20 protein-coding genes and 1 tRNA gene are annotated in these 20,686 nt (G+C 63.3%); 3 read left to right on the top strand and 18 right to left on the bottom strand.

Going from position 1 to position 20,686, the window contains the following annotated elements; translation table 11 throughout:
• From Q8O80_RS11555 to Q8O80_RS11530, 6 genes are all read right to left on the bottom strand, one after another.
• A partial coding sequence (locus Q8O80_RS11555) for an outer membrane lipoprotein carrier protein LolA (RefSeq protein ID WP_305579608.1) occupies window positions 1-426 on the bottom strand: 426 nt, incomplete at its 3' end.
• 174 nt (window positions 427-600) lie between these two features.
• Complete coding sequence (locus Q8O80_RS11550; RefSeq protein ID WP_305579607.1) at window positions 601-3,348, bottom strand: DNA translocase FtsK 4TM domain-containing protein; 2,748 nt, start codon at window positions 3,346-3,348, stop codon at window positions 601-603.
• A gap of 206 nt (window positions 3,349-3,554) precedes the next feature.
• A complete protein-coding gene (locus Q8O80_RS11545) occupies window positions 3,555-4,913 on the bottom strand; it encodes an ammonium transporter (RefSeq protein ID WP_305579606.1) in 1,359 nt (452 codons plus the stop codon).
• Window positions 4,914-4,933: 20 nt separating this feature from the next.
• On the bottom strand, window positions 4,934-5,272 hold the full coding sequence (locus Q8O80_RS11540) for a P-II family nitrogen regulator (RefSeq protein ID WP_305579605.1): 339 nt from the start codon (window positions 5,270-5,272) through the stop codon (window positions 4,934-4,936).
• Window positions 5,273-5,593: 321 nt separating this feature from the next.
• Window positions 5,594-6,982 (bottom strand): ammonium transporter, encoded by a 1,389-nt coding sequence (locus tag Q8O80_RS11535; RefSeq protein WP_305579604.1) that lies wholly within the window; start codon window positions 6,980-6,982, stop codon window positions 5,594-5,596.
• Between the two features lie 25 nt (window positions 6,983-7,007).
• Window positions 7,008-7,346: a P-II family nitrogen regulator gene (locus tag Q8O80_RS11530; protein ID WP_305579603.1), complete on the bottom strand. Its 339-nt coding sequence runs from the start codon at window positions 7,344-7,346 to the stop codon at window positions 7,008-7,010.
• Between the two features lie 258 nt (window positions 7,347-7,604).
• Here Q8O80_RS11530 and Q8O80_RS11525 point away from each other — a divergent pair, with 258 nt between their 5' ends.
• On the top strand, window positions 7,605-8,825 hold the full coding sequence (locus Q8O80_RS11525; protein ID WP_305579602.1) for an FAD-dependent oxidoreductase: 1,221 nt from the start codon (window positions 7,605-7,607) through the stop codon (window positions 8,823-8,825).
• On the opposite strand, the gene Q8O80_RS11520 is transcribed toward Q8O80_RS11525, so the two are convergent.
• The 4 genes from Q8O80_RS11520 to trxA are packed head-to-tail and all read right to left on the bottom strand — an operon-like array spanning window position 8,822 to window position 11,085.
• The gene (locus Q8O80_RS11520) at window positions 8,822-9,214 is read right to left on the bottom strand and encodes an ACT domain-containing protein (RefSeq protein ID WP_305579601.1); all 393 of its coding nucleotides are present in this window, start codon (window positions 9,212-9,214) and stop codon (window positions 8,822-8,824) included. The two genes, Q8O80_RS11525 and Q8O80_RS11520, sit on opposite strands and share 4 nt — an antisense overlap.
• Window positions 9,204-9,452, bottom strand: coding sequence for a Trm112 family protein (locus Q8O80_RS11515; protein ID WP_305579600.1), 249 nt, complete (start codon window positions 9,450-9,452; stop codon window positions 9,204-9,206). The genes Q8O80_RS11520 and Q8O80_RS11515 overlap by 11 nt, the downstream gene beginning before the upstream one ends.
• Entirely contained in the window at window positions 9,452-10,120 is a 669-nt protein-coding gene (locus Q8O80_RS11510) for an LON peptidase substrate-binding domain-containing protein (RefSeq protein WP_305579599.1), read from the bottom strand. Before Q8O80_RS11510 ends, Q8O80_RS11515 begins: the two co-directional genes overlap by 1 nt.
• A 14-nt stretch (window positions 10,121-10,134) precedes the next feature.
• Complete coding sequence (trxA, locus tag Q8O80_RS11505; RefSeq protein ID WP_305579598.1) at window positions 10,135-11,085, bottom strand: thioredoxin; 951 nt, start codon at window positions 11,083-11,085, stop codon at window positions 10,135-10,137.
• A gap of 201 nt (window positions 11,086-11,286) precedes the next feature.
• On the opposite strand from trxA, the gene Q8O80_RS11500 reads away from it, so the two are divergent.
• Window positions 11,287-11,361 (top strand) — tRNA-Gly (locus Q8O80_RS11500).
• A gap of 86 nt (window positions 11,362-11,447) precedes the next feature.
• Here the strand turns inward: Q8O80_RS11500 and Q8O80_RS11495 are convergent.
• Window positions 11,448-12,299, bottom strand: a complete 852-nt coding sequence (locus tag Q8O80_RS11495; protein WP_305579597.1) for a division plane positioning ATPase MipZ — start codon at window positions 12,297-12,299, stop codon at window positions 11,448-11,450.
• A gap of 154 nt (window positions 12,300-12,453) precedes the next feature.
• On the bottom strand, window positions 12,454-13,545 hold the full coding sequence (locus Q8O80_RS11490; RefSeq protein ID WP_305579596.1) for an NAD(P)-binding domain-containing protein: 1,092 nt from the start codon (window positions 13,543-13,545) through the stop codon (window positions 12,454-12,456).
• A gap of 108 nt (window positions 13,546-13,653) precedes the next feature.
• Here Q8O80_RS11490 and Q8O80_RS11485 point away from each other — a divergent pair, with 108 nt between their 5' ends.
• On the top strand, window positions 13,654-13,905 hold the full coding sequence (locus tag Q8O80_RS11485) for a DUF2188 domain-containing protein (RefSeq protein WP_305579595.1): 252 nt from the start codon (window positions 13,654-13,656) through the stop codon (window positions 13,903-13,905).
• A gap of 62 nt (window positions 13,906-13,967) precedes the next feature.
• Here the strand turns inward: Q8O80_RS11485 and Q8O80_RS11480 are convergent, their stop codons facing one another.
• The 6 genes from Q8O80_RS11480 to Q8O80_RS11455 are packed head-to-tail and all read right to left on the bottom strand — an operon-like array spanning window position 13,968 to window position 20,253.
• Window positions 13,968-15,020, bottom strand: a complete 1,053-nt coding sequence (locus Q8O80_RS11480; RefSeq protein WP_305579594.1) for an ABC transporter ATP-binding protein — start codon at window positions 15,018-15,020, stop codon at window positions 13,968-13,970.
• A 9-nt stretch (window positions 15,021-15,029) separates the two neighbouring features.
• The gene (locus Q8O80_RS11475) at window positions 15,030-16,115 is read right to left on the bottom strand and encodes a Gfo/Idh/MocA family protein (RefSeq protein WP_305579593.1); all 1,086 of its coding nucleotides are present in this window, start codon (window positions 16,113-16,115) and stop codon (window positions 15,030-15,032) included.
• Window positions 16,112-17,131, bottom strand: coding sequence for a Gfo/Idh/MocA family protein (locus Q8O80_RS11470; protein WP_305579592.1), 1,020 nt, complete (start codon window positions 17,129-17,131; stop codon window positions 16,112-16,114). Before Q8O80_RS11470 ends, Q8O80_RS11475 begins: the two co-directional genes overlap by 4 nt.
• 4 nt (window positions 17,132-17,135) lie before the next feature.
• Window positions 17,136-18,020: a carbohydrate ABC transporter permease gene (locus Q8O80_RS11465; RefSeq protein WP_305579591.1), complete on the bottom strand. Its 885-nt coding sequence runs from the start codon at window positions 18,018-18,020 to the stop codon at window positions 17,136-17,138.
• Window positions 18,013-18,960, bottom strand: a complete 948-nt coding sequence (locus Q8O80_RS11460; protein ID WP_305579590.1) for a carbohydrate ABC transporter permease — start codon at window positions 18,958-18,960, stop codon at window positions 18,013-18,015. Before Q8O80_RS11460 ends, Q8O80_RS11465 begins: the two co-directional genes overlap by 8 nt.
• Before the next feature lie 3 nt (window positions 18,961-18,963).
• Window positions 18,964-20,253 (bottom strand): ABC transporter substrate-binding protein, encoded by a 1,290-nt coding sequence (locus tag Q8O80_RS11455; protein WP_305579589.1) that lies wholly within the window; start codon window positions 20,251-20,253, stop codon window positions 18,964-18,966.
• Window positions 20,254-20,686: the final 433 nt, after the last annotated feature.

Below are 20,686 nucleotides of genomic sequence, written 5' to 3'. Positions count from 1 at the left end.
GAACATCAGGCTGATGGTCGAATCGCCAAAGATCGATTTGTTGCCGAGAACGATCGTCGTCAGGTCCGGGTCTTCCTTGACCGACTGCACGGTGTCGGCGGAGAGGTCGATCCGCTCTGACAGAAGCAGTTTCAACGGTGTCTTGTCGAGCGGATAGAGATCCCAGGTCTTGAGCTTGCGATTGCCGATGACCACGGCCTTGCCGTCGGCGATGACCCGGATCGGAGACGGATCCTCGTAGTTGAAGCGCAGCTTGCCGGGGCGGTCGATGAAGAACTTGCCGCCGGTCTGTTCGCCATTCGGGCCGAACTGAATGAACTCGCCGGTCATGGTCTTGACCGCGGAAAAATGATCGGCAAGCCTTTGCGCCGCGTCGGACGCGCGCGCGCCGCCGGGAAAGGCCAGAAGGCCGGCAGCGGCGGCCATCAGCGTCAGTCCCAGACCCAAACCTGTGCCCAGGAGCGCCCGGCGCGCGGGATCATGCCGTTCCGTCATGGTGGAAGTGGTCTGTTTCGACATTGCTGTCTCCGTTTCGTTTCAACCGTCATGTCGCGCAAGACTGCGGCGCCAGTGTGACGCTGAGGCTTCTGGCCTTCGCGGCTACCTGGGATCGATATCGTCTTCCGTCGGCACCAGGATTTCCCGCTTGCCGGCATGATTGGCCGCGCTGATGACGCCTTCGTTTTCCATGCGCTCGATCAGCGAGGCGGCCCGGTTGTAGCCGATCCCGAGCCGGCGCTGGATATAGGAGGTCGAAGCCTTGCCGTCGCGCAGCACGATCGCCACCGCCTGATCATAGGGATCGTCCGACTCCGCCAGATTGGAGGTCCCCGCCGGACCGCCGCCGGTGTCGATCTCGTCATCATCCTCGGTGATGGAATCCAGATACTCGGGCACGCCCTGGGTCTTGAGATGGGAGACGATGTCCTCGACCTCCTTGTCGGAGACGAACGGCCCGTGCACGCGCTGGATGCGCCCGCCACCGGCCATGAACAGCATGTCGCCCATGCCCAAGAGCTGCTCGCCGCCCTGCTCGCCCAGAATGGTGCGCGAATCGATCTTGGAGGTGACCATGAACGAGATGCGGGTGGGGAAGTTGGCCTTGATGGTGCCGGTGATGACGTCCACCGAAGGGCGCTGGGTGGCGGTGATGATGTGGATGCCGGCGGCACGCGCCATCTGGGCCAGGCGCTGGATGGCGCCTTCAATGTCCTTGCCGGCCACCATCATCAGATCGGCCATCTCGTCGACCACGACCACGATATAGGGCAGGACTTCGAGCTGAAATTCCTCAGTCTCAAAGATGGCTTCGCCGGTTTCGCGGTCAAACCCGGTCTGCACCGTGCGGCTGATGATCTTGCCTTCGGTCGCCGCCTCACTGACGCGCTGGTTGAAGCCGTCAATATTGCGCACGCCGATCTTGCTCATCTTGCGATAGCGGTCTTCCATCTCGCGCACGGCCCATTTGAGCGCCACCACGGCCTTTTGCGGGTCGGTGACGACGGGGGTCAGCAGATGGGGAATGCCGTCATAAATGCTCAGTTCGAGCATTTTGGGATCGATCATGATCATGCGGCACTGCTGGGGCGTCATCTGGTAGAGCAGGCTGAGGATGAAGGTGTTGATACCCACCGACTTGCCCGAACCGGTGGTACCGGCGATCAGCAGATGCGGCATGCGGGCGAGATCGGCAATCACCGGCTCGCCACCAATGGTCTTGCCGAGGCAGATGGGCAGCTTGCCCTTCATCTTTTCAAAATCGGAGCTGGCCAGCATTTCGCGGAAATACACGGTTTCGCGGTTCTGGTTGGGCAGTTCGATGCCGATGGCATTGCGGCCGGGCACCACCGCCACGCGGGCGGAGATGGCGCTCATCGAGCGGGCAATATCGTCGGCCAGGGAGATGACCCGTGACGATTTGATCCCCGGGGCGGGCTCGAGTTCAAACAGGGTGACGACGGGGCCGGGGCGGACATTGATGATGTCGCCCTTGACGCCAAAATCTTCCAGCACACCCTCAAGCTGGCGCGCCATGGCTTCGAGCCGCTCGGGCGCATGTTCGGGCGAAGGGCCCTTGTGCTTGGGTTCGGCGAGCAGGTTGAGCGCGGGCAGCTCGAAGCCACCGGGCTCGTCCAGAAACGAGCTCTGGGCTTCGCGCAGCATGCGGCTGCCTGGCTGCGGCCGGGGGGCCGGGGCAGCGACCCGCGGCTTGGCCGGATCGACCGGATGGAAGCGTGAATCGCCGCGCTGATGGTGGCTGGCGGCAGGCGCTGACGGGGCGTCCGCGATGAAGGGAATGTCGTCATCGACCTCGTCGGGATAGTCGAGTTCGGTGTCGTCGTAGCTCGGACGGGCATTGATGCGCGCCGAGGTGTCGGATGCCATTTGCGGGGCGGCCTCGGCACTGAAAGGGGCGGCAAAAGCGGGTTCCACTGGCGCTGGCGCGTGGATGCGGCGCGGGGCTGACGCCACCGTCGGCGCGTACTGATCGGGAGCGCGGCCATCCAGGCTGGGTTCGACCTCTTCCTCGCGCCAGCTGGCGGCGTCGGCCGCCTGGCGTTCGGCATGGCTCTGGCGGGCGCGGCGATAGGCGGTGCGCAGCGAATAGCCCACATGTACCACCGCACCCAGCGCGATATCGACAATGGGGTTGGTCTCTGGCTCATCGGCCTGGGCGGCGGCGGCGCCCTTGCGAGTGGCACCGGCGGCCGCAGTTTTGCGCGGGCCGGTCGGCACGGAGGTCCCCAGACCCATGGCGATCCAGAACAGGGCCAGAGCCGGCACGGCAATGATGATGGCAAACAGAACGGTCGTTACCGCCTGCGGCTGCGCGCCGGTCACCAGCGCGGCAAGATTGGTAAAACCGGTGCCGACCAGCCCGCCCAGGCCGGTTGGCAGCGGCCAGGTGGCCGGCATGACGACAAAGGCCAGCACGCCTGCGCCCAGCAGGGTGGCGCCGATCCAGCCCAGCAGGCGCAGACCCATATGGCTGGGCATGCGCCGCCGCGCGAAGTTCCAGCCCCACAGGGCCGGCGGCACCAGCATCAGCAAGGCGGCCAGACCAAACACCTGAAACAGCGTGTCGGCGATCACGGCGCCGGGAAAGCCCAGCCAATTGGCGGCCGGCTTGAGCGTGGCATAGGTGAAGCTGGGGTCATCGACCGACCAGGACGCCAGCGCAGCCAGACAGATCGCCACCACGGCCAGCAGCAGCAGACCGGCGAGGCGCACGGGAATGCGGATCGCCAGCGCCGGGGGTGGCGTGGGCAATGGCTTGGTCGAAGCACGGGTGCCACGTTGCGGCACGGAGCGGATTTCGTCGAGTACGGGCGAAGGAGAGCTGGGCATGGGCGTGTCCGGAGCGGCCCGGAACGGTCCGGGCCCAATCAGTGCCATGCTAGTGGGGTCGGGTTAACCCAAGGCTAACCATCGCGGCAGGCACCCGCAAAAGTCATCGCCCGACAGCAAAAAAGCCCACGATAGCCGCGGGCTTTTTGGTTTTGGGTGATTGAGCCAACGACCCCGGCGGCGATGTGCCGCCGGGATCAGCAAGGCTAGTTGTAGGCGCGCTCACCATGGCTGGACAGATCAAGCCCATCGCTTTCGGCCGATTCGGGAACCCGCAGGCCACCAAAAATCGCCTTGACGATCAGCATGGCCACCAACGCCACCACACCGGACCAGACAATGGCGACACCGACAGCCGTCAGCTGGATCACGAACTGGTTGACGATGGAGTAGTCTGCCGCTTCGCCGAGCGGATAGCCGCCCATAGCGGGGGCCGCGACAATAGCGGTGCCCAGCGCGCCGACAATGCCGCCCACGCCATGGATGCCAAACACGTCAAGGCTATCGTCATATTTCAGCATGGGCTTGAGGTTGACCACGGCCCACAGGCAGACGATGCCGGCCACGCCACCGAGCGCAATGGCGCCACCGACCCCGGCAAAGCCGGCGGCGGGAGTGATTGCCACCAGACCAGCAACGGCGCCCGAGACGGCACCAAGAGCAGAGGCGTGACCGCGGGTGGTGCGTTCGGCCAGGGCCCAGGCCAGCGCGCCGGCAGCGGGTGCGAGCACGGTGTTGATCAGCGCCACGGCGGTCAGCGCATTGGCTTCCAGATTCGAGCCGGCATTAAAGCCAAACCAGCCGAACCAAAGCAGGCCGACACCGGCATAGGTCCAGACCAGATTGTGGGGCGCAATCGGCTCCTTCATGTAGCCCAGACGGGGGCCAAGCACGATGGCGGCGACGAGCGCGGCGACACCGGAATTGATGTGCACCACCGTGCCACCGGCAAAGTCATAGGCGCCCAGACCAAACAGCAGGCCGGGACCCGACCAGACCATGTGGGCCATGGGGACATAGGAGAAGGTGAACCAGATCGCGAGGAATGCCATCAGGGCGCCAAACTTCATGCGCTCGGCGATGGCGCCGACAATCAGGGTGGAGGTGATGCAGGCAAAGGTCATCTGGAAGGCCACGAACACCAGTTCGGGCAGCTCAAAGCCGGCCGAGAAGGTTGCCGCCCGTGAGTCCAGAGTAACGCCCGACAGGAAGAACTTGGAAAAATCCCCGAAAAACGCCGACAGACCGCCTTCGGTGGGGCCAGCAAAGGCCAGCGAGTAGCCATAGGCGACCCAAAGGATGGAAATCATCGAAAAGCCGAGGAACACCTGGGTGAGCACCGACAGGATATTCTTGGCGCGCACCAGGCCGCCATAGAACAGGGCCAGACCCGGCACCGTCATGACGATCACGACCATGGTCGAGACCAGCATCCAGGCCACGTCGCCCTTGTCGACCACAGCGACCGCTTCAGCCGCCGGCGCGGCGGCGTCCTGGGCAAAGGCCGGCAGGGCCAGCAGAAGGGAGGCCAGTGCAGCGCCCCCGAAGAGTTTTGTCGTCTTCATCTTGGTATCTCCAATGAGGCTCAAAGGGCGGCCGCGCCGGTTTCACCGGTGCGAATGCGGGTGATAGCCAGCAGCTCGAGCACGAAAATCTTGCCATCGCCGATGCGGCCAGTCTGGGCGCTGTCGCGGATGGCGTTGACAACTTCGTCGGCAATGGTGTCATCGACGGCGATCTCAAGCTTGAGCTTGGGCAGGAAGTGCACCGCATATTCGGTGCCGCGGTAAATTTCCGAGTGCCCCTTCTGGCGGCCGAAACCCTTCACTTCGGTCACGGTCATGCCGTGTACGTCGAGCGCGGTGAGTGCCTGACGAACCTCTTCGAGACGCGATGGCTTGATAATGGCGATAACCAGTTTCACGTTTGCCCCCTTTTGCAACTTAGTGCTTGGTCTGGAATGGCTTCATAGACTCAAGCGCCGTGCCAAGTGCGTGATCGCGGGCAAAACCCTGCATCTTCATGGTGTTAGGATATGTTGTCTGCGTTTTCCGGCGCAGGCTTTCGCATTCTGCCTAAAATTTGGGCAGAAAGGCACCGGATTTGCACATTTCTGTGGCGCATCGTCGCTGGCCCGCCGCCGTTGGCGCGGGGAACATCGGGTTCAGACGAGGCTGGCGCCGGACTTTGGACAAGCCCGTGCCAGGGCAGGTAGAAGGCCGGGCGGACCCGGCCTTCGCATGAGTTACCTGAACTCGGGATAGGCCTCGATGCCGATTTCGGCGACATCCAGGCCCGCATCCTCGTCTTCGGCCGTGGGGCGCAGGCCCATGGTCGCCTTGAGGATGAACCAGACCGCAAAGCTCACCACGAAGGTGAAGACACCGACGATGATGATGGAGATCAGCTGACCGCCCAGATTGGCGTCCGGATTGGTGAAGACCACGGCAATGGTGCCCCAGATGCCGGCGAGCAGGTGGACCGGGATGGCGCCAACCACGTCGTCGATCTTGAGCCGGTCGAGCATGGGCACACCCAGCACGACGATGATGCCGCCCACCGCGCCGATCAGCGACGCCGTGCCCAGGCCGGGCGTGAGGGGTTCAGCGGTGACCGCCACCAGGCCGGCAAGCGCCCCGTTGATGACAAAGGTCAGGTCGAACTTCTTGTAGAGAAGGCCTGAAAGCACCAGAGCAGCCAAGGCCCCGCCGACGGCGCCGGCATTGGTATTGGCCATGATGCGACCGACCGCGGCAATGTCGTTCACCGAACCCATGGCGAGCTGGGAGGCCCCGTTAAAGCCGAACCAGCCGAGCCAGAGGATGAACATGCCCAGCGTCGCCAGCGGCATGGACGAACCGGGCATGGCATTGACCGTGCCGTCGGCATTGAACTTGCCGCGACGCGCGCCGAGCAGAATGGCGCCGGCCAATGCAGCCCAGCCACCGACCGAGTGCACCACCGTGGAACCGGCAAAGTCGAGGAAGCCGAACTGGCTGTCGAGGAAACCGCCGCCCCATTTCCAGGAGCCGGCAATGGGGTAGATCAGGCCGGTCAGCACGACGGTGAAGAGCAGGAAGGGCACCAACTTGATACGCTCGGCCAAGGTGCCCGAGACGATCGAGGCGGCGGTGGCGCAGAACATGACCTGAAAGAAGAAGTCGGCGCTGGTGGCAGCATAGGAGAAGTCATCGGCCGTATCGGCAGTCACGCCAACCGCTTCGAGCACGGCAATGCCGAAGGCGCCCAGATAGCCGCCGGTCTCGTCAGCACCCATGATCCAATTGCCCAGCGGGTACATCAGGTTGTAGCCGATCAGGTAATACATCAGGCAGGCGACGCCAAACAGCGAGATGTTCTTGAGCAGCTGCATCGAGACGTTCTTGGTGCGCACCATGCCCGCTTCGACCATGGCGAAACCCGCCGCCATGAAGAATACCAGGATGCCCCCGAGCACCATTAACAGCGAATTGAGGATGAAGACGACGTCGGCCGAGACGCCCTCGCTGACCGTCGCCGCGGCCTCGGCAGCTTCCGCAGGTGCGGCATCCTGACCCAGGGCGGGAAGAGTGAGCAGCAGGCCCGCCAGGGCTATGCCCCCCAGCAGGCGCCGCGATGTTTTCTGACCTGTCATTGTTCTTGTTCTCCGGAGATGTCGGTTAAAGCGCGGCCGGACCGGTTTCACCGGTGCGGATGCGCGTAATGGCCAAAAGGTCGAGCACGAAGATCTTGCCATCGCCTATGCGCCCGGTCTGGGCGCTGTCGCGGATGGCATTGGTCACCGGATCGGCGACCGCATCATCGACGGCGATTTCCACCTTGAGCTTGGGCAGGAAATGAACCGCGTATTCCGTGCCTCGGTAGATTTCGGAATGGCCCTTCTGGCGTCCGTAACCCTTGACCTCGGTGACAGTCATGCCGTGGACGTCCAGTGAATTGAGGGCCTGGCGGACCTCTTCGAGACGTGATGGCTTGATGATCGCAACAATCAGCTTCATGTAATCTCCCGCAGCGCTGCAATGTCTTTACGTCAGTCTAGACTCAAGAGCCGTGCCAGAATTGGGACACAATCTCTAGACGACTGAAATATTTGCAGAAAATTGCCGGAAGACTGCCTTTCTGCCCCGGCTATTCACGCACTGAGATTGATCGATGCACAATAGATTGGCATTTTGGATTTTTGTGCCTAACAGATGGGCAGCTTGGCAGCGTGCCGGGACGGGCGTAGAGATCTGGGGCAGCAGACGGAGGCCGAGATGCAGGATCAGGATCATTTTGACGTCATCATCGTGGGTGGTGGCCCCGTCGGGCTGACGCTGGCGCTGGCGCTGACCCAGGCGGCCCGCGGCATCCGCGTGGCGCTGGTGGATCGGCGGCCGCTGACGGTGCCGCGCGACAACCGCGCCTCGGCCATCGCGGCCGGGGTGCGGCGGGTGTTTGAGGCGCTGGGGGTGTGGCCTGCCATGCTGGCGGAAGCGCAACCCATCAGCGCCATGCGCATCACCGATTCGGGCGAGGGTGATATTTCGCGGCCACTGTTCCTCAGCTTTGATGGCGATCTGGCGCCCGGCGAGGCCTTTGCCCATATGGTGCCGAACCGGGTCAGCACGTCGGCGCTGATGGAGGCGCTGGGCGATGCTGCCAGCATCATCGCGCCGGCCCAGGTCACCGGTTACGCGGTAACGGGCGATCTGGCGGCATTGTCGCTGGCCGGTGGCCGGGTGTTGCGGGCGCCGCTGCTGGTGGCGGCCGATGGCAGCCAGTCGGCCTTGCGCGGCATGGCCGGGATTGGCGTGACCGGACATGATTATGGCCAGACCGGGCTGGTGACCACCATTGCCCACGCCCTGCCCCATGACGGCGTCGCCTATGAGCATTTCCGGCCGGCCGGCCCCTTCGCCAGCCTGCCGCTGCCCGGCAACCGCTCCTCGCTGGTATGGACCGAACGCAGCGACGCAGCCGGGCACTGTCTGGACCTCGATCCAGTGGCGCTGGCGGCAGAGATCGAGGCGGTGATGGGCGCCACGCTGGGCGCGGTCACGGTGGAAGAAAAGCTGATGGGGTTTCCGCTGCGCCTGCAGATTGCGCGCAGTTTTATCGCGCCGCGGCTGGCGCTGGTGGGTGATGCCGCCCATGTGGTGCACCCGATTGCCGGTCAGGGGCTCAATCTTGGACTCAAGGATGTGGCGGCGCTGGCCGAGGTGGTCATTGAAGCGGTGCGGCTGGGGCTCGATCATGGCAGCGACGATGTGCTGGAGCACTATCAGAGCTGGCGCCGGCTCGACACTGCGGGCATGGCGGCAATGACCGACGGGCTCAACCGGCTGTTTTCCAATGATGTGGCGCCGGTCCGCGCCCTGCGTGACTTCGGGCTGGGGCTGGTGGATCGGGCCGGGCCGGTCAAATCGGCGCTGATCCGCACGGCTGCTGGGGTGTCGTCAGGCGGGCCCAGACTGTTGAGCGGGCTGCCGCTCTAGCCGAGGGCACGCAAGACGGCGACCGCCTCGTCGCGGCGATCCCAGGGCACAAAGACATGATCGTGGTGGTAGGCGGCCACGACATTGGCGCTGATGCCGGCTTGGGTCAGCGCAGTGGCCATGGCTGCGGTCATGCCGACCGCCTCAAGCGCGGAATGCACCATCATGGTGATGCGCGCCCAACGACCTTCTGCGGCGATACCGGCAGCGGCCAGGTCATCAAGCATGGCGATGACGGTCAGCCCCTCGGCCTCGCGCAGTAACCCGAAGGGCTCCAGTCCGGCGGGCAGGGCCTGACCATGCGGCAGCAGGGCGAAGCCGTACGGATGGATGTCGAGCACCGGGGTGAGCCCGGCCAGCAGACGGGCCAGATCGCTCTCAGCGGCCATAATTGCCGTCATCAAGGTTGGGCAGGCGCCGCAGCGAATCGGGGTCGACCTGGCGCGCCTCGTCGAGGCTGAGCAGCGGCACGCCGCTGACGATGGGAAACGCCAGGCGCGCTGCCACCGAAACCAGTTCCTGACGATCCGCCGACAGGACCAACCGGGTCTTGGTCAGCGGACAGACCAGCATTTCAAGGGTCTTGATATCGAGCACATAGCGCGGATCGACCGGGGACGTGGCCATCAGTTGAGCGAGGGGGCGCTGCCGCCGCTGCCGCGCGCCATTTCATATTCGGTCATGGCGATCAGGGTTTCGGCGCGTTGTTCGAGCGTGGGGGCTTCGAGCAGGAGCTGCTTGTCGGCTGCATCATAGGGCCCGACCATGCAGCAGAAATTGACCAGGTCGGCGGTGCCGGTGCGCTCGATCTCCTCCCAGTTCAGCTCGATATTGGCGAAGTCGGCATAGTCGCGCATCAGCCTGACGAAACGCTCCCGGTCCACCGCCTCCTCGCCAAAATTGCGGGTGAAATCGCTGGCAAAATCGGTGGCGTCAACAACGCCCTGACGATAGGGCGTCAGCACGGTTAGCTCATGGGCGAGGCGGAATCGCGTCACGCCTTCGAGAATGATGAAATAGCGGCCCTCCCCGCTCTCCTCGAAATGGGTGATGCGGCCCAGACAGCCAATGGCCTGCAGCGGATCGCGACCGCGCGGGCTTTCCTCGGTGGTGTCTTCGGGCTGGATCAGGCCAATCAGGCGATCGCCGCGCAGCGCCGCGTCCACCATCTCGATATAGCGCGGCTCAAAGACATTGAGCGGCCGGTGCGAGAACGGCAGCAACAGCGCTCCCGAAAGCGGGAACAGCGGCACTGATTTGGGCAGATCGGCGGGCTGGGCGGGGCGCTTGAGCATCGATGCGGTTGCTCCTAGGAGAACAGCGCCGCCGACAACAGGCGGCGACCCTTGGCCGTTGCGGGGTCCTTGGGGCCCCAGGCATCAAAAAATTCCAGCAGCTTGGCGCGGGCGCCATCCTCGTTCCAGCTGCGATCGCGCTTGACGATGGCGACCAGCGCTTCGGCCGCCTCGAGGCGCTTGTCATGGCCATTGAGGGCCAGCGCCAGATCAAAGCGCGCCTGATGGTCATCGGGATTGCTGGCGAGCGCCGCTTCGAGTGCGCTGATGTCACCGAGATTGGCTGCTTCGGCCTTGAGGCGGATGGAATTGATGGCGCTGACATAGGCCTCACCCTTGCGCTCGGCTTCGGGCACCAGATCCAGCGTCGCCTGCGCCTGCTCGGTTTCGTCAGTGGCCAGATAGACCTGGGCGAGGCCGACCAGAGCGGCGGCGTTTTCAGGCTGGTGTTGCACGACCGTGCCAAACAATTGCGCAGCGGTGCCGAGGTCGCCCGCCAGCAACGCCGCCTCGGCCGCCTCGATGGCGTCAGCGATCTGGGCTTCGAATGATCCCGCCCCCGGCTGAGGGGCTGGCGCGGCGGCAATCACCTTGTCGGCAAAGCGGCGGATTTCGGCTTCCGGCATGGCGCCCATAAAGCCGTCGACCGGACGCCCACCAGCAAAGGCAAACACGGCGGGAATCGACTGCACACCCAGCTGCCCGGCAATCTGGGGATGCTCGTCGATATTGATCTTGATCAGCTTGATCGCGCCGGCCTTCTCATTGACCACTTTTTCCAGCGCTGGCGTGAGCTGGCGACAGGGGCCGCACCAGGGGGCCCAGAAATCGACCAGCACGGGCTGGTCAGCCGAGGCGTCAATCACGTCAACCTTGAATGCGGCGTCGCTGGATTCCTTGATCAGGGCGCCGGCGGGCGGAACATTGGCGGGAGCGGCAGTGAGGTCGAGGATCGGGGTGGACATGATAAAAGGCCCTTGCAGCTAGGCGAAATCTGAAAGTTCTGGGCCCTTCTTGCGCCCGCGAACCGTGATGTGACAAGCCCCCCAATCCACAAGGCGACGCGAAGATCACGCGACGGTCAAAATGTGGGTTGCAATCGGGCTGGTGTTTAGGCATATAGGCCCGCGTCGGCGGCGAACAAGACCAGTCGCAGACAATGGAGTGCGGGTGTAGCTCAGGGGTAGAGCATAACCTTGCCAAGGTTAGGGTCGTGGGTTCGAATCCCATCGCCCGCTCCAATCTTCTCTCTCGCAGGAGAAGACACAATGAAAAGGCCGGACAGCAATGTCCGGCCTTTCGTTTTTCAGGTCCGGGCCTTTGGGCGCTAGGCCGAGCGGCGCAGCGGCTCGGACAGGGCGCTGGATGGCCTTGGCAGGCGCAGGGCGGCGACCAGGCTGCGATATTCCTGACGCGCATTTACATGCGACATCGATGGAGCGCCGCCGAGCAGATCGGCGTCGAGCGGATCGAACACCGTCATACCCACGGGAAACAGCGAGCGGAAGATTACCCGCTCGGCAATGCCGTCCGCGACGCGGCAGCCCAGCCGGGCCGCCACGCGCTCGATGGTGCTCTGCACCTGGCTGGCATTGCGCGACCCCAGATTGGCAATACGGTTGCGCACCAGCACCCAGTCGGTGCCCTGGCCGGTGCTGGCCAGGCGCTCGGCCCGGGCGCGCTGCACATTGCGCGAATAGGGGCTGGTTTCGATCGGCTCGCCGGTGCTGACATCGATGCGGGCGAGCACGTCGAGATCGATCATGCTGTCATTGATCGGGGTGATCAGCGTGTCGGCGACGCCATGGGCGAGGCGCGCCAGATTGCCATCAAAGCCGGGGGTGTCAATGACGATATAGTCGACCTCACCGCGCAATTCCGTCATCGCCTTGGTGAAAATATCGAGTTCGGTGCGCTGGTTTTCGCGGATCGAATCGCCCCAGGCAGTGGGCAGGTGCACGTGCCGGGGCATCGGCACGGTGCGGCCAGTGGTCTCGAGCGTCGCGCGACGGTTGCGGACATAGCGCGTCAGGGTCTGCTGCCGGCTGTCGACGTCGACGGTGGCGACACGATGGCCCTGATGCAGCAGATAGACGGCCAGGTGCAAGGCGGTGGTCGACTTGCCCGAGCCACCCTTTTCATTGCCCACGGCAATAATATGCGCGCCGGTGTGCCCCATTGTGGTCTCTCCAAATCAGGGACGATCCCTGTGGTCCATCAACTGCCGCCGTGGTTAACAAAGCCCTAATGGGGCGGTGGGGAAGGGCTTGCAGCATGGGTTTTCGACCGTTTTGCCGTGCGCGTCATTGGCCAGCGCCCGATGCCGACCTCCCTCAGCGCAAATGCTCGAGCAGTTCTGTCGCCGCTGCGGCGCCGGCACGGTTGGCCCCGATGGTGGAGGCCGAGGGGCCGTAGCCGACCAGATGAATGCGGGGGTCGCGCGCCACCTGCGTGGCCAGGCGGCCGGTCATGGTGATACCGCCCGAAGGCTCACGCAATTGCAGCGGTGCCAGGTGGTCGAGCGCGCTGCGAAAGCCGGTGCACCACAGGATGACATCGACCGCAAGTTCGCGGCCATCCTCCCAGCGCACGCCGGTCGGTGTGATAGCGGTGAACATCCGCTGGTGATCGAGCACGCCGCGCTGCTGCATGGCGATGATGGCCGGGCTGCGCGGCAGGCCGGTGACCGAGACCACCGAGCCGGGCGGCAGGCCCTGGCGGACGCGATCTTCCACCAGTTTGACGGCAGCGCGGCCGTCTTCGGGGGTGAAACTGCCATCGCGAAAGCACGGCGGCGTGCGGCTGACCCAGCTGGTTCTGGTCACACGGGAAATCTCATCGAGCAGCTGGATCGCCGAAATGCCGGCGCCAACCACCAGCACGTGCTGGCCGGCAAATTCTTCGGCGGTCCTGTAGTCACGGGTATGCAACTGGCGACCGGCAAAGCTCTCGGCGCCGGGATAGTGCGGGATGAAGGGCTTTTCCCAGGTGCCGGTGGCGTTGATCAGGCCGCGGGCGGAAAACACGCCGCGATCGCTCTCGATGCGCAGGCGCTCACCGCGATTGCAGACCACGCTGACTGTGGCCGGTCGCAGCACCTGCAGCTCGAACTGCTCCTCATAGGCGGCGAAATACTGCGGCACGGCGACCGCCGCTTGCACGCTGTCGTCGCCGCCGGCGCTGGCGGCGAAGCTCATGCCGGGCAGGTCATGTACCCGGTTGACGGTGGACAGGGTCAGCGAAGGCCAGCGATATTGCCAGGCGCCACCCGGCTGGGGGGCAGCATCGAGCACGAGGAAATCGCGGCGCGGCAGCAGACCCCGTTGCTTGAGGTGATAGGCGGCACTCAGCCCCGCCTGCCCGGCCCCTACAAGGACGATATCGAGCTTGAGCGCGACGCGGGCAGACTGACTTTGTGATGGCACGCACGGCTCCTATTGGCTGGCTGGCCATGTAAGGTGCGCTGGCCAGACTACAAGCCAGGCAACCTCGGCACGGCATCTGGCGTTGCCTCCCGCACAAGGAGAATCAGCATGGCACATTTGACCTATGAGGTCGTCGAACATGATGGCGGGTATGCCTACAAGGTCGGCGACGTATTTTCGGAGAGCTTCCCAACCCATCAGCAGGCCCATGACGCTGCCGCAGCGGCAGCCGAGCGGCAGCGCGCCAGTGGCGCCAGCGAGGCGATCGAATACCAGGACAGCACCGGAACCTGGCATGAAGAGCAGACCAAGGGCGGTGATCGGCCGATGACCGAAGTCGAGGACAATCTCAAGGACTAGCCAGCCGGGGAATCTGCGACCGGCAGCTTCCCCTGGTGCCGGCCAGCAGGGGGCCCGCTCGACTAGATCGCGTCGCCGTCCGCATTGAACAGATGCAGGCGGGCCGGATCGATATGGGCGGCGACGTTTTCACCCAGGGTCACCGGGCTCTGGCCCTCCAGCACGATATTGATGGGCTGGTTGTCAGTGGTGGTGGCATAGACCACGGTCTGGCCGCCGAGATTCTCCACCAGATCGACGCGCACATCGGCCAGCTTGGCGCCGCTGCCCGGGGTCAGGGTAATATGCTCGGGACGCACACCCAGCGTCGTGGCGCCGGTAACCGGGCGGTCAAGCGTCAGGCTGCCACCGGCCACGTTGAGCGTGGTGTCGGTCGCGCTGGCCGTCAGAAAGTTCATCTTCGGCGAGCCGATAAAGCCGGCCACGAAGAGGTTCTTGGGGTTGTTGTACAGATCGAGCGGGGCGCCGACCTGCTCAATGACACCGGCGCGCAGCACCACGATCTTGTCGGCCATGGTCATGGCTTCCACCTGATCATGAGTCACATAGATCATGGTATTGCCCAGATCATTGTGCAGCTTGGCGATCTCGACGCGCATCTGCACGCGCAGTTCCGCATCCAGATTGCTCAGCGGTTCATCGAACAGGAAGATGCGCGGCTCGCGCACAATGGCGCGGCCAATGGCAACGCGCTGGCGCTGGCCGCCCGAAAGCTGCTTGGGCTTGCGGGTGAGCAGTGGTTCGATCTTGAGAATCTCGGCCGCCTTGGCGACACGCTCGGCAATCTCGGCCTTGGGCATTTTGGCAGTTTCCAGCCCGAAGGCCAGGTTCTGATAGACGCTCATATGCGGATAGAGCGCATAGCTCTGAAACACCATGGCGATGCCACGCCGGGCTGCGGGCACATCGTTCATGCGTTCGCCATCGATCAGCAGATCACCACCGGTGATCGGCTCCAGCCCGGCAATCATGCGCAGCAGGGTGGACTTGCCGCAGCCCGAAGGTCCGACAAACACCGTGAATTCACCGGGGTTGATGGTCAGATCAATGCCGTGAATGACGCTCACGTCGCCATAGGCTTTGACGATACGGCTCAACTCGATGTTGGTCGACATGGCGAACTCCTAAGCGGTCCGGAACGAGGCTGGGACCCAGCTCTGATATAGCGGATGGCCGGGGCCGAGCGGCAGGGCAACGTCCTCGCCGGTCGACGACGAATGATAGAAGGCGGTGACCAGTTCAAGCGACCGGCGCGAATCGGCGCTGGTCACTGGCAGTGGTGCGGCGCCGATCAGCGCAGCGTGGAACCGCTCCATCTGGGTCTGGAAACGCGATGGCACATGCTGCCAATTGGCCAGCAGGGCATCGATCTTGACCTTGGTCTGGTCGTTGCGCGGCTGGATGTTCCACAGCTTCTCGCCGGGATTATAGGCGGCGTGGTCGCTCTCGAAGGTGACGTTTTCAAAGGCCAGCCGGATGCGGGTGGTATCATCGGCCGCCCCAAGCGTGGCGGTCAGGCTGGCCAGGGCACCGCTCTGCATCAGCAGCGAGGCCGAGATGGTGTCTTCGACCTCGATCGGATTGACCCGGGTGGCGACGCGACCGAAGACCCTGGCGATATCGCCCATCAGATAGGTGAACAGATCGTGCGGGTGGATGGCGTGGCCCATCAGCACGCCGCCGAGTTCGCTGGCCCATTTGCCGCGCCACGGCACGGCGTAATAATCGGCATCGCGGCGCCAGAAGGTTTCCACCGTACCGCTAAAGGCCTTGCCGGCCAGGCCGGCATCAATGATGGCCTTGGCCTGCTCTATGCCATCGCCGAAGCGATACTGGAACACCGGCATCAGCTTGCCCTTGGAGAGCTTCTCCTGGGCCATGACTTCATCAACCTGGGCGAGCGAGCCGACCAGTGGCTTTTCGCAGATGACGTGCTTGCCGGCCTTGAGCGCGGCCAGCACCATGGGATGGTGCAGCATGGGCGGGGTGCAGATGTCGATAATGTCGATATCGTCCATCGCCAGAACGGCGTCAAAATCGGCGACGCGGCGCTCGATGCCGAATTCATCGGCGACACTGGTCATGCGGTCTTCGTTCAGATCGCACAGGACCATTACCTTGAACTTGCCGGCATTGGGCAGATAGCCCTCGACGATATGGCTGCGGCCGATGCCGGCGCCGATTACGGCGACATTGAAGGTCTGGCTCATTGTGCCCACTCCGTGCCGCGCTCGGCCATTTGCTGGGCGGTCAGCGCCAGCTTCATGGCATTGAAGCACCGCTCCTGCGGCATGGCCGTTTCGGTGCGATTGCGAACGTCATAGAGGAACTGGCGCCCAAAGGGCAGCTCGACACTGGAGCAGTCGATATGGCGCGGCCCTTCGGCATTGACGATAAACAGGTGATTGTCGCCGGCGCGGCCGGCGATGTCGATATATTTGCGCAGCTCGATATAGCCTTCAGTGCCCAGAATGGTCAGACGGCCATCGCCCCAGGTCGGCAGACCCTTGGGGGTGAACCAGTCGACCCGGATATAGCCGGTGGTGTCGGGCGTCCTGACGCTGACATCGCCAACATCCTGCAGGCCTGGACGGTGCGGATTGGCGCGGTTGGCCACATTGGCCGAAACGATTTCGGCATCCATGGCGCCCGAAAAGAACAGGAACTGTTCAAACTGATGGGCGCCGATATCGCACAGAATGCCGCCATAGCGGGCGCGTTCGAAGAACCAGTCGGGACGCGGATTGTTGTTGAGGGCGTGCGGCCCCAGGCCGACCGTGTTGATCACCTTGCCGATGGCACCCTGGGCGATCAGATTGCCCGCCTCGACGGTGGCCTTGACCTCAAAGTGCTCGGAATACAGCACGGCATAGATGCGGCCGGTCTCGGCCTGCACCCGCTTGATCTCTTCGAGCTGGGCGAAAGTGGTCATGCCCGGCTTGTCCGAGAGCACATCCTTGCCGTGCTGCATGGCCGCAATCGAAATGGCCGCCCGGTCAGCCGGAATGGCGGCCGTGGTAATGACCGCAATGGAGGGGTCTTCGAGAATTTCCCGGGCCTCGGCCACGCGCCGGGCTTCGGGGAATTTTTCAGCGAAGGCGGCGGCCAGATCGTCTTCCACGGCGTGGAAAGCAACAAACTGGGCACCGGCGCGCTTGAGGCACTCTACCTGGCCATAGATGTGGCTGTGGTTGATGCCGATGGCGGCGAACTTGATATCGGTCATAGGGCTAACGTTTCATACCGGTGGTGGCGATGCCCTCGATGAGCAACCGCTGGAAAAAGAGGAAGAACAGGAAGATTGGCACCAGGCTGAGCACACTCATGGCGAACAGGCCGCCATAGTCGCTTTCCCCGGTACTGTCGGTGAAGGTGCGCAGACCCAGCATGACGGTGTAGGACTTCATTTCGCTCAGATAGATCAACGGGCCGAAGAAGTCGTCCCAGGTCCAGATGAAGGTGAAGATCGCAGCGGTCGCCAGCACCGGCATGGAGAGCGGAATGATGATCTTCCAGTAGATGCGCCAGGGCGAGCAGCCGTCCATCTGGGCGGCCTCGTCGAGTTCCTTGGGCAGGCCGCGGAAGAACTGCACCATCAGGAAGATGAAGAAGCCATCGGCGGCGAGGAACTTCGGCACCACCAGCGGCAGGAAGGTATTGACCCAGCCGAGCTGGCGGAACAGCACATATTGCGGGATCAGCGTCACCTGATAGGGCAGCATGAGCGTCAGTAGCATCATGGCGAACCAGAAGTTCTTGAACCTGAAGTCCAGCCGGGCAAAGGCGTAGGCCGCCATCGAGCAGGCCATGACGTTGCCGATGACCGACAGGCCCGAGATGATGAAGCTGTTGGTGAAGAAGACGCCAAAGCTGGTGCGCAAGCCGTTCCAGCCGCGAATGTAGGAATCGATGCTCCAGACACTGGGAAGAATGCTGGCCGAGGTGAATATCTCGTTTTCCGGGCGAAACGATGCCGCCAGCAGCCACAGCAGCGGGTAGAGCATCACCACCGAGGCGGCCAGCAGTCCCAGGTGAATGAGCAGCGAGGTCAGCCGGGAGCGGCCGGGCGAACCCTTGCCGGTGACCACGGTAAGCTTGGCGGGGACATCACTCATCGTAGTGCACCCAGTATTTGGAGGTGAAGAAGGAGAAGGCGGTGAACACACCCACTACCGCGAGCAGGACCCAGGCCAGTGCTGAAGCATAGCCCATGCGGAAGAAGGCAAATGCCTCCTGATAGAGATAAAGGGTGTAGAACAGCGTTGAATTGATCGGATTGCCGGTGCCGCCCGAGATGATGAAGGCGGGCGTGAAGCTCTTGAACGCCTCGATGGTCTGGATGATGGCGTTGAAGAACACCACCGGGGTCAGCAGCGGCAGGGTGATCTTGACGAATTGCCGCCATTTGCTGGCGCCGTCCAGGCTGGCCGCTTCATACATGTCGGTGGGAATCTGGCGCAGACCGGCGAGGAAAATGATCATGGGCGAGCCGAACTGCCAGATCGACAGCACGATCAGCGTCCACAGCGAATATTGCGGATTGGAAATCCAGCTGGGGCCTTCAATACCCACCAGAAGCAGCAGCTTGTTGACCAGGCCGTCACCGGCGAAGATCTGGCGCCACAGGATGGCGATGGCGACCGATGCACCGAGCAGGCTCGGCAGATAGAACAGCGCGCGATACAGCGGCAGGCCCCTGATGCCGCGATTGAGCAGCATGGCCACGGCCAGCGCGAAGGCCAGCTTTAGCGGCACCGAGAAAATCACGAAGAACATGGTCACCCGCATCGACGTCCAGAACTTGGCGTCATTGGTGAACATGCGGATGTAATTGTCCGCGCCGACCCAGTCGGGCGAGGTGAGCAGATCGAAATCGGTGAAGCTGAGATAGAGCGAGGTCACCATCGGGCCGACGGTCAAGCCGATGAAGCCGATCAGCCAGGGCAACAGAAACAGGTAGCCCGGGGCATCGTTTTGCCAGATCCGGGACCAGGTGGAGGGGGTGGCCGCGCGCTCCCTTGCGGGAGCGCCCGATTGTAGAGAGCGCGCGGTCATGGGTTAGGCCCGATTCAGGATGGCAGTGGCTTCCGTGACGAAATACGGGCCCGCATCTTCTGGCGAACGGGCGCCGAAGCCGACTTCCTGGCTGAGCGTGCGCAGCAGGGAGATGTCGATTTCGCCGGCGGCAGCCGGTGGCGATGGTGGCAGTGGCCCAAGCAGGTCGCCGAGATTGGCGACGAAGTTGAGCGCGATCTGGTCCTGCTCGGACAGCGTTGGGGCGATTGCGTCACGCACGGCGGCCGAGCACGGAATGCCGCGTTCGACACCCAGCACGGCTGCGGCCTCGGGATCATTGACGAAGAAGCTGAGGAATTCGGCTGCTGCTTCCTTGTTGGCGGACGAGCCGGCCACCGAGAAGAACATTGAGGGCTTGCGATAGTGGCCGCCACCGACGCCTGCCGCCAGACGCGGATAGGACGAGATGGTGATATCGTCCTGCATCACGGCCTGGAAGCCGACGAGCTGGTTGGAGTTCGACGGCATCATGGCCGCCTTGCCCAGAACCAGCATGGTGGTTTCATGCGGGCCGGTATCCAGGGCCTGATCTTCGGCCGAAACGCAAACGCCGGCTTCGCGCATCTGGCTCCACAGCTGGAACCACTCGGTCATGGCGTCGGCGTCGAAGCCGAGCTTGCCGTCGGCAGTGTAGAGGGCCAGGCCCTTCTGGCGCAGCCAGTTGTCGAGCATGGGCTCACTGCCCGAGCCGTCCATGATCACCTTCATGCCACCGCGCACATTGGCACTGTTGAACGCCTCGCCCATGGCCATGATTTCATCATAGGTGAGGTCGCGGGTCGGGGCGGCAACGCCGGCTTCTTCAAAGGCCGTGGTGTTGACCATCAGGGCCACCGAATTGGCGCCCAGGCTGATGCCGTAGAGGCTGCCATCGACCTTGCCGCCTTCGAGCTGGTCAGCATCGAAATCGTCGAGCTTGAGGGCGCCGCCGACAAATTCGTCGAGCGGGGCAATGGCGTTGCGCTGCGCGTATTCGACGATGTAGCGATAATCCATCTGGATGATGTCGGGGGCATTGCCGCCGGCAGTCTGGGTGGCCAGCTTGGGCCAGTAGTCGTTCCAGGCGAGGAACTCGCCCTCGACGTCGGTGCCCTTGGCCGCCTGATACAGGTCGGTCACGGCATAGGTGCGGTCGGCGCGGGCCTGGCCGCCCCAGAACAGCATGCGCAGCCGCTCGGCCTGGGCAAAGGCGGGCGAAATGCCGGCCGCGCCGGCAGCAATCAACGCCGAGCTCCCCATCAGGAAATGGCGGCGATCGATACGAATAGTCATCAGGTTTCCTCCCATGAACTGTGGTCGTTCCAATAGCTGGAACATTTGTAACTCAGCAGCCTCCTGCTGCTAATTCACTAACCGGTTACGCATCTCCGCCACCGAGCATTGCTGTCTTCAGCGGATCCTTGTGAGTTGTGCGTCTCATCACTTTGCGCGTTGCACAAATAACCGACTGGTTACGACATAGCACACTGGTTTGGCGGGGCGCAATCTTCTTGTATGGAAGATTTCCATGGTTGTGAACACCACCCGACCAGATTGAGTCTGATTTGCTACCCCATTGAAATATTTATGCTTATTGGCACCGAGTCACGCAATGACCCGGAGTCGCGGAGCGCCTCCTTGCAGCACTAATCTGGCTGCTTGAGGAAAAGTCTGGCCCAGACTGGATCAAAAGAAAAATACGAAATATCCTGCCTAATATAGATTC

The sequence above is a fragment of the Devosia sp. genome (genome assembly GCF_030689745.1).
Lineage (GTDB): Bacteria > Pseudomonadota > Alphaproteobacteria > Rhizobiales > Devosiaceae > Devosia > Devosia alba.
This window is presented reverse-complemented; position numbering and strand designations above follow the sequence as displayed.